The organism is Mycobacterium sp. 29Ha (assembly GCF_032883055.1).
Taxonomy (GTDB): domain Bacteria; phylum Actinomycetota; class Actinomycetes; order Mycobacteriales; family Mycobacteriaceae; genus Mycobacterium; species Mycobacterium gallinarum.
Genome location: NZ_JAMQTI010000003.1, coordinates 189139 through 202724, shown reverse-complemented (window position 1 = coordinate 202724; position 13586 = coordinate 189139). Strand labels below are relative to the sequence as shown.

The 13586-nt window shown below is 65.1% G+C and carries 11 protein-coding genes; 4 read left to right on the top strand and 7 right to left on the bottom strand.

Features of this window, described 5'->3' with window-relative positions:
- The first annotated feature begins 19 nt into the window (after positions 1-19).
- Positions 20-2179: a glycogen debranching protein GlgX gene (glgX, locus tag M1248_RS05585; protein ID WP_317147786.1), complete on the top strand. Its 2160-nt coding sequence runs from the start codon at positions 20-22 to the stop codon at positions 2177-2179.
- Here glgX and M1248_RS05580 read toward each other — a convergent pair whose 3' ends face one another.
- Positions 2180-2527, bottom strand: a complete 348-nt coding sequence (locus M1248_RS05580; RefSeq protein ID WP_174262130.1) for a hypothetical protein — start codon at positions 2525-2527, stop codon at positions 2180-2182.
- A 199-nt stretch (positions 2528-2726) separates the two neighbouring features.
- On the opposite strand from M1248_RS05580, the gene M1248_RS05575 reads away from it, so the two are divergent.
- Positions 2727-3665 (top strand): sensor domain-containing protein, encoded by a 939-nt coding sequence (locus M1248_RS05575; protein ID WP_163732814.1) that lies wholly within the window; start codon positions 2727-2729, stop codon positions 3663-3665.
- A 5-nt stretch (positions 3666-3670) separates the two neighbouring features.
- On the opposite strand, the gene M1248_RS05570 is transcribed toward M1248_RS05575, so the two are convergent.
- The 6 genes from M1248_RS05570 to treS all read right to left on the bottom strand — a co-directional run bounded on the left by M1248_RS05570 (position 3671) and on the right by treS (position 11764).
- Entirely contained in the window at positions 3671-5656 is a 1986-nt protein-coding gene (locus tag M1248_RS05570; protein ID WP_317147785.1) for a serine/threonine-protein kinase, read from the bottom strand.
- A gap of 95 nt (positions 5657-5751) precedes the next feature.
- On the bottom strand, positions 5752-7026 hold the full coding sequence (locus M1248_RS05565) for a hypothetical protein (protein WP_317147784.1): 1275 nt from the start codon (positions 7024-7026) through the stop codon (positions 5752-5754).
- 59 nt (positions 7027-7085) lie between these two features.
- Positions 7086-7820: a sensor domain-containing protein gene (locus tag M1248_RS05560; RefSeq protein WP_317147783.1), complete on the bottom strand. Its 735-nt coding sequence runs from the start codon at positions 7818-7820 to the stop codon at positions 7086-7088.
- A 392-nt stretch (positions 7821-8212) separates the two neighbouring features.
- Positions 8213-8593: a hypothetical protein gene (locus tag M1248_RS05555; protein WP_163732801.1), complete on the bottom strand. Its 381-nt coding sequence runs from the start codon at positions 8591-8593 to the stop codon at positions 8213-8215.
- Positions 8594-8645: 52 nt separating this feature from the next.
- A complete protein-coding gene (locus M1248_RS05550; protein WP_317147782.1) occupies positions 8646-9989 on the bottom strand; it encodes a maltokinase N-terminal cap-like domain-containing protein in 1344 nt (447 codons plus the stop codon).
- Positions 9986-11764: a maltose alpha-D-glucosyltransferase gene (gene treS, locus M1248_RS05545; RefSeq protein WP_163732795.1), complete on the bottom strand. Its 1779-nt coding sequence runs from the start codon at positions 11762-11764 to the stop codon at positions 9986-9988. The genes M1248_RS05550 and treS overlap by 4 nt, the downstream gene beginning before the upstream one ends.
- A gap of 221 nt (positions 11765-11985) precedes the next feature.
- On the opposite strand from treS, the gene M1248_RS05540 reads away from it, so the two are divergent.
- Together M1248_RS05540 and M1248_RS05535 are read left to right on the top strand one after the other, a co-directional pair.
- Positions 11986-12375, top strand: a complete 390-nt coding sequence (locus M1248_RS05540; RefSeq protein ID WP_163737989.1) for a hypothetical protein — start codon at positions 11986-11988, stop codon at positions 12373-12375.
- Between the two features lie 345 nt (positions 12376-12720).
- The gene (locus M1248_RS05535) at positions 12721-13518 is read left to right on the top strand and encodes a hypothetical protein (RefSeq protein WP_317147781.1); all 798 of its coding nucleotides are present in this window, start codon (positions 12721-12723) and stop codon (positions 13516-13518) included.
- The last annotated feature ends 68 nt before the right edge of the window (positions 13519-13586 follow it).

Below are 13586 nucleotides of genomic sequence, written 5' to 3'. Positions count from 1 at the left end.
CTGATTTTGGAGCTGCAACTTGAGTCAACCCGCCAATCCGCAGGTCAACACCCCTCTTGAGATCTGGCCAGGCAAGGCCTATCCACTCGGGGCGACCTACGACGGCACGGGCACGAACTTTGCGCTGTTCAGCGAGGCCGCCGAGCGCGTCGAACTGTGCCTGTTCGACGCTGACGGCGAACAGACGGCCTGCATCACGCTGCCCGAGGTGGACGGCTTCGTCTGGCACGGTTTCGTCCCGACCATCGAACCCGGGCAGCGCTACGGCTACCGCGTACACGGGCCCTACGACCCCGCCGCCGGCCACCGCTGTAACCCCAACAAGCTGTTGCTGGATCCCTACGCCAAGGCCATTCAGGGTGCGTTCGACTGGAATCAGTCGTTGTTCAGCTACAACTTCGGCGACCCTGACAGCCGCAACGACGACGATTCGGCGGCCAGCATGCCCAAATGCGTCGTCATCAACCCATACTTCGACTGGGGCGTAGACCGCCCGCCCAGCCACGAATACGCCGACACCGTCATCTACGAGGCGCACGTCAAGGGACTCACGCAGACCCATCCGGACATCCCGGAACAGCTTCGCGGTACGTACGCCGCGGTGGCGCACCCGGTGATCATCGATCACCTGAAAGCATTGGGCGTCAACGCGATCGAGCTGATGCCCGTGCATCACTTCGCAAACGATTCCACGTTGATCGACAAGGGTCTGTCCAACTACTGGGGCTACAACACCATCGGGTTCCTGGCGCCCGACCCGAAATACAGCTCGAGCCCGAACCCCGGTGGGCAGGTGCAGGAGTTCAAGGCGATGGTGCGTGCCCTGCACGAGGAGGGCATCGAGGTGATCCTCGACGTCGTCTACAACCACACCGCCGAGGGCAATCACATGGGGCCGACGCTGTCCATGCGGGGCATCGACAACGCCGCGTACTACCGCCTCGTCGACGACGACAAGCGCTACTACATGGACTACACCGGTACGGGCAACAGCCTCAACGTCGGCCATCCGCACTCGCTGCAGCTGATCATGGACTCGCTGCGGTACTGGGTGACCGAGATGCACGTCGACGGGTTCCGCTTCGACCTGGCGTCGACACTGGCCCGCGAGTTCTACGACGTGGACCGACTGTCGACGTTCTTCGAACTCGTACAACAGGATCCGATCGTCAGCCAGGTCAAGCTGATCGCCGAGCCGTGGGACGTCGGACCCGGCGGATACCAGGTCGGTAATTTCCCGCCGCAGTGGACAGAGTGGAACGGCAAATACCGTGACACCGTGCGCGACTACTGGCGCGGAGAGCCGGCCACCCTCGACGAATTCGCCTCCCGGTTGACCGGATCGGCCGATCTGTACGAGGACACCGCTCGTCGACCGGTGGCATCGATCAACTTCGTCATTGCCCACGACGGGTTCACGCTGCGGGACCTGGTGTCCTACAACGAGAAACACAACGACGCCAACGGTGAGGACAACAACGACGGCGAGAGTCACAACAGGTCGTGGAACTGCGGTGTCGAGGGACCGACCGATGATCCCGAGATCAACGCGCTCCGGTCGCGGCAGCAGCGCAACTTCCTGACCACGCTGCTGCTCTCGCAGGGCGTTCCGATGATCGCGCATGGCGACGAGCTCGGCCGCACGCAGCAGGGCAACAACAACGTCTACTGCCAGGACAACGAATTGTCCTGGATCGACTGGGAGAACGCCGATACCGAACTGATCGAGTTCACCCGCAGCGTTTCAGCGATACGCGCCGCGCACCCCGTGTTCCGGCGCCGACGGTTCTTCTCCGGCCGCCCCGTGCGCCAGCGCGGCGGCGACGGACTACCCGACATCGCGTGGTTCGCACCGGACGGATCGGAGATGAGCGACGAGGACTGGGATTCCGGGTTCGCCAAATCGATTGCGGTGTACCTCAATGGGCAGGGCATCCCCGACCTCGATCCGAGGGGTCAGCGGGTGACGGATGACTCGTTCGTGATGTTCTTCAATGCCCACTACGAGGCGCTCGAGTTCGTCCTGCCTGAGGAACGGTTCGGCACCTCGTGGGAGCCGGTGATCGACACCGCGGCCACCAATGGCGAGGAACCGAAGACCCACGATGCAGGAGCGAAAGTCACCGTCGACGCCAGGTCGGTGCTGGTGCTGAGGTCGGCGACGGTCAGCGAGACGTAGTCACCGCTCGACGTTGAAGAACGAGTCACCGTCTTCGGGAGTGCCGTCGATCTGACCGCGGTCGATGCCGTGCTCTTCGGGGTCGATCCGGTCGAGTTCGTCGTCGGACATCGAGACGGTTTCCTGCTCGGTGTCATCGGCGTCGCGTGGATCGACATCATCGGGCCCGACATCGGGCACCTCGTCGGCCAGACGCTCGTCGAGCGTTTCGTCCTCTTTGGCCTCGATCCACTTCTCCGGCGGGTCAACGACCTCGTCGCCGTCGTCGTTTCGCACCTCGTCGGAGTCGAGCTGCTCTTCGGGCGTCAGGGGATTTTCGTCGGATACGTCGCGTGCCATGACTGCCATGTTGCCCGACGCGGCACCCGGTCAAACAGCGAACCCGCTTACTGGCAGAAGCGTGGCGGGCCCGAGCAATCGGGCGTCCTTTTGGCGCACAGAGGTGTATCGGAGATGCCTTAGCATCAGCGGCAGGCCTCGACTGACGCGAGGCCGTTCGCGGCTGGCGCGTGAAACACCCTGGTCAGATGAACGAAAGGGATAGACGGTGAGCAACGACGATCTGCCGCGCGACGTTGGTGAGACCACCCCAATTGCTCCGCGCAGTATCCACGAGGAAGACACGCTGGACGCCGGGCGGTTCCTTTACCCGCAACAACCGCCACCCGCTATCGGTTACCGACAGCAACCCCCATCGGGCAGCACTGGATTTCTCGGTCGCCGGCGGTGGTGGGTCATCGGCGGTGCGGCCGCCGTGGTCGGCGCCGTGATCGTGGCCCTGGTGGTGTTCACCGGCGGCGAGGACAGCTCGTCGACTGATGCCACCGCGACGACCTCGACGCCGATGCCCGCCGGTCCCAGCACGACCGCAGCCGCCACGCCCCGCTTCACGCCGGCGCCCGCTCCCCCACCACCTCCTCCCGTGGTCGATGCTGCCGCGCTGCCTGGACTACTGCTTCCCGCTGACCTGATCAATCAGCGCATGAACACCACCGGCATGACTGCCGATCCCCCGCTCGCCAAACTGTTGCCCGGTTCGGTCACTCCGCCGCATTGCACCGGTGCGTGGGGCCCGGCGTACGAGGCGACATACCAAGGGTCTCGTTACACCGGCCTTGCCATCCAGGGCTTTTTCCAGCCCCCGATTCAGATGGTGCAGGCTGTCGTCTCGTTTCCCGACGCGGGCGCCGCGAAGGCGTTTTACGACCGGCAGGTCGCCGACTGGAACGCCTGCAAATCCACCCATATCAGGTACGAGGGCGGCGGGGTTACCGAAGCTGATCTTGGTATGCCGTCGGTGGCTGCGGGCATCATGACCCTGTTGCTGGTTCCGACCACGGCGCGGACTGAAGGTCAGCAGTGTGAACGCAATATGGCCCTGCGCTCCAACGTGATCGTTGATGTGCGGGCCTGCTCGCCGACGGTCGGTAGCGCGGGATTTTCGATCGCGAACGAAATCGCCGAGAAGATCGCACCCGCGGCGTAGAGCGACTATCTCAATTCGCGGGCCAGTGCCGGCGCAAAATTCGCATCGAGATACTGGCTTGCGAGATAACCCCCGGGCCCGGTCAGCGCAGCGATGGTGTTCGGATCGTCCACGACGACCATCGTTCCCTGATATCCGGCGAAGGGCCCTGGCAGACCGTCGAATCCGCCTCCGCCAGCCTTGCCGTCGGTGCGGATGACCACCAGGACGTCTGTTTCGATGTTGTAGACGCCGGCAGGGTCGGGCATGGGCCGGGTGTCGCCGGTATCGGTGGCCCTATGGGTGAAGTCTTGGCTGTAGCGCAGCCCGAGCGCCTCGAGATAGTCGGCAGCGGTGGAGGGCGTGAGCACCTCCAAGACGGACGTGTCTGAATTGACAAGAGCTACAACAGATTTTCCGTTCCACGAAGGATTCTGGTTCTTCAAGTCATCCTGTTGGGAACGGATGTCACCGATGAGTTCCTTGGCTTTGTCCTCATAGCCGAGAATGTCGCCGATCCAATTCAGCTGGCTCTGCCACGTCCATGACTCGGCGGTTTGATCCGCGGGTCTGGTCAGCGTCGGCGCGATGGCGGCGAGTTTGTTGTACGTGGCGTCGTCGAGCGTTCCGGTCGCAATGATGACGTCGGGACGGGCGTCGGCGACCGCGGCGGTGTTGGTGAAGCCCGTCAGCACGGTCGGCGTGCCGGTGACCGCGGACTGTTCCCAGCTGGGCAGCGCATTGGTAGATGAGCCGATCACGACAGGTTGGACTCCCAGCGACAGCACGGCGTCGCCGTCGCCGGGTCCGATTGCCGCTACCTTTTGCGGCCGATAGGAGAGCTCGGTGACGCCGTGTTGATGAGTGAAAGTCTGGGCCTGGTAGGCGGGTTCGTCGGGCCCTTGATTCCACAGCACCACGCCGATCACAGCCGCGACGAGGACAACGGCAGCCAGACCGGCAGCGATGAGAGTGCGGGTGCGTCGGCGTTTGGGCCCGCCGGCCTGTCCAGCGTGGTTCTCGGCCATCTGCCACCCACTCGGGTAAGTGATGGCGGCGTCGGGCGGTCGGGCGGGGTCGAAGTATGCCGGCGGGCCGGGTGGCTGCGCACCCGTCGGTGGTGGCGGAGCCCACTCGGTGGGGGCGGGCGGCGGCGTGGCCCTCAGTTGCACCGTGCTGTCGTCGAGTGCGGCGGCGGCGGCCTGAGCGAGCTCCCTGCCGGTTTGGTAGCGCTGTGCGGGGTCCTTGGCCATTGCCTTGGCGATGACCGCATCGATGGCAGGCGGCAGTTCGGGTATCCGTTCGGTGACCCTGGGTGGCGGCGCGGTCAAATGGCCGGTGATGGTGGCCCCCACCTCGGCGCCGGGGCGCGCGAACGGTGTTTGACCGGTGAGCATTGTGTACAGACTGCAGCCCAGGGCGTAGATGTCGGCCCGGTGATCAGCGGCTTCGCCGATCAGTGTTTCCGGCGCGGCGTAGGCGATCGAGGCCAGTACCATTCCGGTTTGCGTCAGGCCGGCGGCGTCGTCGTTTCTCTTGGCGATTCCGAAGTCGGCCAGGAAGATTCGCTGATCGTTGGCGGCGAGCAGGAAGTTCGCGGGTTTCACATCGCGGTGCAGCAGGCCGTGCTGATGCGCGTAGTCCAGAGCATCGGCGACCGCGGCGGTGATGCGCAGCGCGCGCGCCGGGGTCATGCGGCCCGCTTTCAGTTCGTGGTAGGCGTCGCTGCCTGCAACGTATTGCATCGCGATCCAAAGATGTCCGTCCTCGGTTTCGCCCCGGTTGTAGACCGACACGATGTGCGGATGATCAAGAGTCGCAGCCAGATCGGCCTCACGGAGGAATCGCTCGCGAAAGTGACTGTCGGCTGTCAGGTCCGACGACAAGACCTTGAGGGCGTCGGAGCGTGGCAGGGTGGGATGGGCCGCGCGGAAGACCGTCCCCATGCCCCCCCTGCCGAGAACGGCTTCAATGCGGTAACCGGCCACCACCGATCCCACGTCCAGTGCCATCTGATTGTTCCCTCGTTACGGTCCGTAGAGCGTGTCTGTGAACGGGTAGAACGGCTGTCGCGCAGTGGGTGTGGAGGAGGCGTGCACGGCCGGGTTCATGAGGCCACCAGCATGGTGTACTGCGCGGCGCTCAACTGGTGTGCATCGGCGATCTGGGCCGACCCGGCTTCGATGACATACCGGTCAACGGCGGCGAAGCACACTACGTATTTGCTTAGTGGCTCCTCATGCTGGAAGCAGCGCGAGTCCGGCATATTCGGCACAGCCGCCGCCGGTTTGTCTCCGGAGGCCTGCGGTTCGGACGTGAACTGCTCGAACATCTTTGCCGCTGCCTCACCGTCGCGAACCTGATACACAGTGGCTTTACCCCTGGCCCACGGGTCCATGCCCGTGTCAGTGAACAGCTGCGCTGATGTCAGCGGGGAGGTCTGGAAATGCAGAGCGGCATGCGGCCCGTACACCAGGTTCGCACCGACGGGGATCGCATCGCCGATGAATGGGATGGTACGCGCCAATAGCCCGCCGTCGTCGACGGCGAGGCCGCCAAGCTCCGATACCGGGGTGGGCGCGAATGTGTCGATGGCCGGGATCTGCTGATCCAGTGTCTTTGCGACCATATCGGCGGCGGGACCGACCCCGTCAGGGGTGCTGGCGGACTGGATCAGTACAAAGGGGCCGTGGGCGGTGTAGGCGTCGACATTGATGTTCGGGGTGGTCGAACCGGGCGGGGTGGTCTCGTAGATGGAGGCGCGGGTGCCGGGATGATTGGGGATGGTCACCGGCTGCGCCTGGGGCAAGTTGTCGTTGATGCCGGGCTGCAAAGTCAGGTCAGCGAATTCGGTGGCCGCGGCCGCCGCTGATGGGGGATCGGCGAAGCGCAGCACCGCGTTGACCAGGCTGAAGCGATCGGGCTCCGTACGTCGGGCCGAGGAGAACCCCGTGACATAGTTGTGTTTGCCCGCCGCAAAGGCGATGTCCTCGGTCAAGAGCTGCTGAAGCGCTGCGGGATTGTGCAACACGGTGGTCGGCCTCGCCGATTTTGTGAGTGCCATATCGACGTCCCACGGCCCGACGACGTGCTCGGCCATTCGCGCGCCTTCGACCAGCCCGCCCCTTTCCGGGGTGCCGGCAGCTCCGAGGGGAGGGGCGGACCGCGTGGGGTAGTTACCGGTGTCGAGCAGGCTGACGTCCACGGCTCCAGGCGGCGGCCCGCCCGCCGACCGGTGCGCCGCTCCATCGATGACCGTGGTGCACGCCGTGGCGATCACGGCCGCTGCCAGCGCAACTGCACCGGAGACCCGACGCGCTGATGCCCCTGTGCGGCGAGTGCGGAGTGCGCCGACCGGCGTTCCCTGCGGGTAGAACCCCATATGGGGGTACCTTAGCGGCTCGCGGAAGCGCCGACGCGCTCGATCAGTTCACTGAACAGCTATGTCGGCACCTTGGCCAGAATTCGGTCGGCGACGGTGTTGGCCGGCGCTGTGTTGTCCCCGTCGCCGCAGACGAGGACTTCGGCCATCACGTTGCCCCGGTGTGCGACGACGTGGTGACAGTTGCGGGGCAACCCGTCGCGCTTGAAGGTCGTGCCGATGCGATCAGGGCCGGTGGTGATCGGATAGGGCACCCAACGTTGGTTGTTGGCCGGGTCGAGTTCGATGAAGAAGATGTCGCCGTCGGGGCAGTCGCGCCATTCGTCCTCGATCAGCCACATCGCACCACCCTGATTGGTGATGTCGCCAGGCTTCTCGAAGATGGCGACCATCTGCGTCACGGCTTGGCCGTTCGCGCCGCGGTTGGCATTGCCCACCAGGGTCGGCTTGTTGACCAACACCCCGGTCTCTCCGACGAGTGCCCGGGATCGGCACGGCCACGGCTCGATCTTCACGTTGGACTTCTGCGGCCCGGTGTAGGCCTCGGTTTCGGCAAGGTCGGTGGCACTGATGATCTCGCTGAGTTCGCTGCGTTTGAGCAGTAGGTCGGGACCGGCCGCCGCGGGGACCAACGTCGGAGGGGGTGGCGTGGTGTTTGTGGTGGGTGAAGACGGGGCGGATGATGTCGCCGTTCCGGGGGAGGAGGTCGGGCTTGTGCTCTTCTCGACGGCCGCTCCGCACCCGGCCAAAATCACGACCGCGCACATCGCCATGCCGGCGTGGATAGACCGCACTATTTTCGTCTCCTCGGATAGTCAGGACCCCACGGTCGGCGGTCGCCGTGATGTGTCAGCCGCAGTGACAAACTCGGATGCTACGGCTCGCGGCAGCCGCTGACTACCGGGTCAGTAGATTGCTCAGGGCGTCAGCCGCGGGCCCTTCGGACGTTGTGTTCGCCTGAGCGGCAAATCCGCCAACTCGCAGAAGTGTTGTGCGCCAGCAATCTTGCGGCGTAATAGCCCGAATCGTACTAATTCGTATGGTACGGTCGCGAACTATAGCAACCGTGGTCGCCGCATTGGCGGAGAGATTTCTCTTCCGCCGCTGGCCGGGGGGGCCGGAGTTAGGGCCGGGGGTCGGCGGCACCTAGCGGCGGCCGCGGTTGCCGACTCACCTCCTGTGAGTCTCATGCTCCGTCAATAGGTCGGGTGGGCTTCAGCCCGGTCTTGGCGTCCAGATATTGCAATAGCTGGTGCGCGGCGATCTCGATGTCCTTGTGTCGCCATTCGGACGCCCGGTAGACGCAGGCGATCAGGCCCGTGCGGTGCAGTCTCCGCAGGTCACCATAGACGAACGCGTACCGCGCCTTGGTGCCGTCGGTTGCGCCCTCGGTGAGCCCGAGATGCCACCGGGCGTAGTCCTCCCAGGAGTGCGACTCGAGGTAGGAGTTCTGGTCGTCGGCGCGGGGTTGCACGTCTCCCCAGTCGCTGTCGAGCACGTACTGGCGCGCGTCGATCAGGTCCCGCGCCTTGGCCACCGCGTCGTCGTTGAGTGAGTACTTCGCCATGGTGGCACTCCCCTCGATAGTCAGATATCAGGCAGCAGCGCAATATCTTTCGTCATCCGACGAGCCGGGCGATCGACTTCAGTGGGATCGGCAGCCAGCTCGGCCGGTGCCGCGCTTCGTAGCCCGCCTCGTACACCGCCTTATCGAGTTCGTAGGCCAGCAGCAACGGTCCGGCCTCGCGGGGATCCGCGCCTGATACCTCGGCGTAACCCTCGCAGAACGAGCCGGCGTTGCGGTCCACCCACTCGCGGGCCCGCGCGGCCAGCTGTCGATCCAGGTCGTCGTCCCGGGAGTCGCTGGAATGGTCCATCAGCCGCTGGTACGCGGCGTACTCGTACGACCGCAGCATTCCGGCCACGTCGCGCAACGGCGAATCGGGCCGCCGGCGCTCGTCCAGCGGTTGTCCCGGCTCGCCTTCGAAATCGATCACCAACCAGCTCTCCGGAGTCCGCAGCACCTGGCCAAGGTGGAGGTCGCCGTGGATGCGTTGCACGACGATCGACTCCTCGGCGAGCTTGCGGTAGCGCTCCTCGATCAGTTCCACGTATTCCCGGAGTTCGGGCACCGCGTTGGCCACCGCCGCTAGACGCTCCAGCATGGTGTCGGCCGGAAAGAGAGTCGATTCGGTGTCGAGCTTCTCGGCGAGCGTCGCGTGCACCGAGGCGACAGCTTCACCGAGACGGAAGGACTCACCGGCGAAGTCGCCGCCGACCTCGTCGGCGTAAAGATCGCCCTCGGCGAACAGATCGCGGGTGCTCGCCAGCGCCATGTCCCAACCCTCGGCGGAGTTGGCCGCGAACGCGGTGACCATCCCCAGCGCGCAGGGCTCGCCGTCGCACGTCGTCTCGAAGGAGCCCAGCAGCTGTGCCACATGGTGATTGCCCGCTCGCGCCAGGACCCGGTTGAGTTCGATGTCCGGGTTGGTGCCGGGTGTGATGCGACGGAAGATCTTCAGGACGGCTTCCTGCTCGAACACCACGCTGGTGTTGCTCTGCTCGGCACCCATCAGTCTCGGCGCGATGTCGAGCGGCAGCGTGGCGTCGGGCTCCTTCTGGAAGCGCACCGCCGCGTCCGCCTCCCCGACGGTCGCGGACGCGTCGATCAGCGACAGCAGGTACTGTCCGGCCTCCGGGTCGTAGAGAGCGTCATACGCGGTGCGGTCGCCGTCTGTCCCGATGGTGGCCGCATCCGCGAACTCCTCGATGGGCTCGTGGTTCCACTGAACGATGACCTGGTAACGCTCCGAGCCGCCGTCGGTGTACGACACGTCGAGCAGGACGAGTTCCATGTCGTCGCGCAACGGGACGCGGACAGCGGGCTCGGCGGACGCGAGTTCGCGGCTGCGGCCGGCGTACCAGCGCTGATGCGGCAGCCATTCGGCGAAGGGCAGGTTCACGGCGCAGCTCCAGGTTCCGGTTCGGGTTCGCGCAGTGCGAACCAGTAGAACCCATGGCCGGGCAGTGTGAGTAGGTACGGCAGCTGTCCGATGCGTGGGAACTCGACGTGCCCAGTCATTTCAATGGGGGTGTACCCGTTCCAGTGCTGAAGATTCAGCTCGATGGGCTGCGGGAAGCGCGACAGGTTGTTGACACACAACACGGTGCCACCCTGTTCCTCGTCTTCCATCTCCCGAACGTACGTCAGCACCGACGGATTCGAGCCGCCAAGCTCGCGGAATGCGCCGATCGCGAATGCGTCGTGGCGTCGCCGCACGGCCAGCATGGTGCGGGTCCAGTTGAGCAGCGACGTCGAACTGTCTCGCTGCGCTTCGACATTCACCGACTGGTAACCGTAGATCGGGTCCTGGTTGGGCGGCAGATAGAGCCGGCCCGGATTGGCGGTGGAAAACCCCGCATTGCGGTCGGGTGTCCACTGCATCGGCGTGCGGACGCCGTCGCGGTCGCCGAGCCAGATGATGTCGCCCATCCCGATCTCGTCGCCGTAGTACAGCACCGGCGAACCGGGCAGTGACAGCAACAGCGCGGTGAACAACTGCATCTGGTTGCGGTCGTTCTCGAGTAGCGGCGCGAGCCTTCGCCGGATGCCGACGTTGGCCTTCATCCGAGGATCCTTCGCGTACTCGGAGTACATGTAGTCACGTTCTTCGTCGGTGACCATCTCGAGTGTCAGCTCGTCGTGGTTACGCAGGAAGATGCCCCACTGCGCCATCTCCGGAATATCGGGCGTCTGGGCCATGATCTCGGAGATCGGGAAGCGCGACTCACGCCGCACCGCCATGAAAATCCTTGGCATCAGCGGGAAGTGGAACGCCATGTGGCATTCGTCGCCGCCGGTTTTCGGATCGCCGAAGTACTCGACCACGTCGGCCGGCCATTGGTTGGCCTCGGCGAGCAGGACGCGGCCGGGGAACTCGTCGTCGATGACCTTGCGGCAGTGGCGCAGGAAGCCGTGCGTCTCAGGCAGGTTCTCGCAGTTGGTGCCCTCTCGCTCGAAGAGGTAGGGCACGGCGTCCAGGCGGAAGCCGTCGATGCCGAGATCCAGCCAGAAGCGCAGGACGTCGATCATGGCTTCCTGCACGGCAGGGTTGTCGTAGTTCAGGTCGGGCTGGTGTGAGAAGAAGCGGTGCCAGTAGAACTGGCGTCGCACCGGGTCGTAAGTCCAGTTGGACTCCTCGGTGTCGACGAAGATGATGCGGGCGTCCTGGTACTTCTCGCTGGTGTCGCTCCAGACGTAGTAGTCGCCGTAGGGGCCGTCGGGGTTGCGTCGGGACTCCTGAAACCACTCGTGTGAATCGGATGTGTGGTTCATGACCAGGTCGGTGATGACACGAATGCCGCGGCGGTGTGCCGCGTCGAGCAGCTCGACGAAGTCATCGACTGTGCCGAACTCCGGCAACACCTTGTAGAAGTCGCGGATGTCGTAGCCGCCGTCACGCAACGGGGAGTCGTAGAAGGGCGGCAGCCAAAGGCAGTCGACGCCAAGCCATTTCAGGTAGTCCAGCCGCTCGGTCAGACCGCGTAGGTCACCGCTGCCGTCGGCGTTGGAGTCGTGGAAGGCGCGCACGAGGACTTCGTAGAAGACCGCGTGCTTGAACCAGGTGCGGTCCTCAGGCAGCGCGCGGGCGTGTTCGAAGTCTTCTGCGGTCGGATGTTCCACCACGCCGTTCTCGACGTGGCTACCTTCGGCTGGGTCGTGGTTGCTCAAGTCCATACAAGGTTCAAACCTACCCATGTCCGACGGAATTGAACCGCCCGGAATCGACGTTCGTCGGCCCGCTGTTTGCTGGTTTCCTAGCGGTTGTACAGACTGTCCCGACGGGCTACGGTTTCGTCCGTCTCGATCCGTGGAAGAAGCGAGTGGCTGTGGCTGATTCAGCACCCAATGACGGCGAAGCTCCAGTAATTGTCGGCATGTCCGACGCGGCGATGCACATGTACGACGTGGCAATCGACGCCCTGCCGGACGCTCAAGATCCGGAGTTCGCAGATCGCGCCGGGGTGATTCTGGTGGGGCTGCGCAAGCTCATCGGCTCGCTGACCGACGCGGCCGGGCGTAGTCGCGCGACGCCGTCGGTGGTCGTCGCGCTGAGCGCTGTGCGCGGGCGCTACGACGATCTGATGGAAGCGGCGGCCAATGGGCCCAGCGCGACGCTGGGTCAGCGGCTGTATGTGGCGCGCGGGCGGGCGAAGCTGTCCACCAAGGAGGCGGCGAACGGTGTGGGTCTGCGCAAGGACCTGATCGAGGCCGTCGAGGTGGAGGAGCCCGCGACCGAGGAAGAGACCTCGCGGATCAAGGATCTGATCGCCGCACTCGGCGGCTAGCTAGCGCCTCTTTATCGGCTACCTCCGCCGAACGTGGGTTACCCGCACGCTGTGGGTGCCGTTCGCGTGAGGAAACTCCACACTCGTCGGCGGCCGCACATTTGCTCGGCGATATAGGGGTGGTTGTTTGGGCAGTCACAGTCATTTTCCTTTGCGAAGCCGGCGGAAGCTCTTTCTGCGGGCGACATCCTCGTAGATGACGATGCCGCTACGCCCATTCGTCGAGGTCGGGTCGGCGGAATTGGTGCACGTGGCGATATTGCAGTTCCGGTAGCATTTTCGTCGTGATGGCGCAGGGGGCTTGCCAAGCACTCAGCGCGAAGCCGATTGCCATGGGGAGTAAGCGTGACTGAGGATTTGCGGGTCGATACCGCGCTGGTCCGTCAGTCCGGCGGCAAGTTGGAGACCATCGCGGGATTGCTCCCGGAACCGCCCGCCTCGTTCAGCCCTTCTGGAGCAGATGCCCTGTCGACGGCGATCGCGGGCCGGGTGTCCGAGGTGGTCGATCCGGTGCTTGCTCAGATGCCGATCGCCAAAGACGAACTGGCCCGCTTTGCCCGGAACGTCATGGAGGCCGCGGATAGCTATGACGCCGCCGATCGACGGATCGCCGAGGAGATCCTCAAGCAGTTGGGGATCCTCGAGGACGTGGATGGTGCTGGCGGGGGCGGCCAAACAGTGGGCGGAGGTGCGGCGGGATCGGTTGGTTCGGGCGCGGCGGGCGCCCCGGCAGCGGGCGCGGGACAGTCCGATCAGATGGGCCAGCTGATGCAGATGCCGATGCAGCTGGCTCAGCAGGCCGCGCAGATTCCGATGCAGTTGGCGGGCATGGCCGCCGCGATCCCACAGGCGATGATGCAGGGCGTTCAGACCGCTGTGCAGCAGGCGGCTCAGATGGCGCAGTCCGGCGGGGGTGACGAGAAGGTTGCCGAGGACGAGACGCTGATGCCGGAAGAGGCGCGCGAGGAGCGGCCCGACGAGGAGAAGACGGAGCCGCGATCCGAAGCGGCACCTGGGGCTTCGAGTTCGGGTGGTGAGCGGGTGCCGGACGTAGGTGCGCAAGGGCCCACACCGCCGGCACCGGCTGCGTCGAAGCCTGCGCCCACACGTCCTGCTGAGTCCGGCCCGGAGATCGCGCTGTGAGTTTCCCGCCGCCTGACGGGCCGCCACCTCCGCCTCCTCCTGGGGGTCCGCCGCCGCCTGGGAATCCC

Excerpts from the sequence above, each read along its gene's own strand:
- treS (WP_163732795.1), bottom strand. The coding sequence starts at position 11,764 with ATGGACTTGAGCAACCACGACCCAGCCGAAGGTAGCCACGTCGAGAAC.
- M1248_RS05580 (WP_174262130.1), bottom strand. The coding sequence starts at position 2,527 with ATGGCAGTCATGGCACGCGACGTATCCGACGAAAATCCCCTGACGCCC.
- M1248_RS05570 (WP_317147785.1), bottom strand. The coding sequence starts at position 5,656 with ATGGCACTGGACGTGGGATCGGTGGTGGCCGGTTACCGCATTGAAGCC.
- M1248_RS05555 (WP_163732801.1), bottom strand. The coding sequence starts at position 8,593 with ATGGCGAAGTACTCACTCAACGACGACGCGGTGGCCAAGGCGCGGGAC.
- M1248_RS05540 (WP_163737989.1), top strand. The coding sequence starts at position 11,986 with ATGTACGACGTGGCAATCGACGCCCTGCCGGACGCTCAAGATCCGGAG.
- M1248_RS05565 (WP_317147784.1), bottom strand. The coding sequence starts at position 7,026 with ATGGGGTTCTACCCGCAGGGAACGCCGGTCGGCGCACTCCGCACTCGC.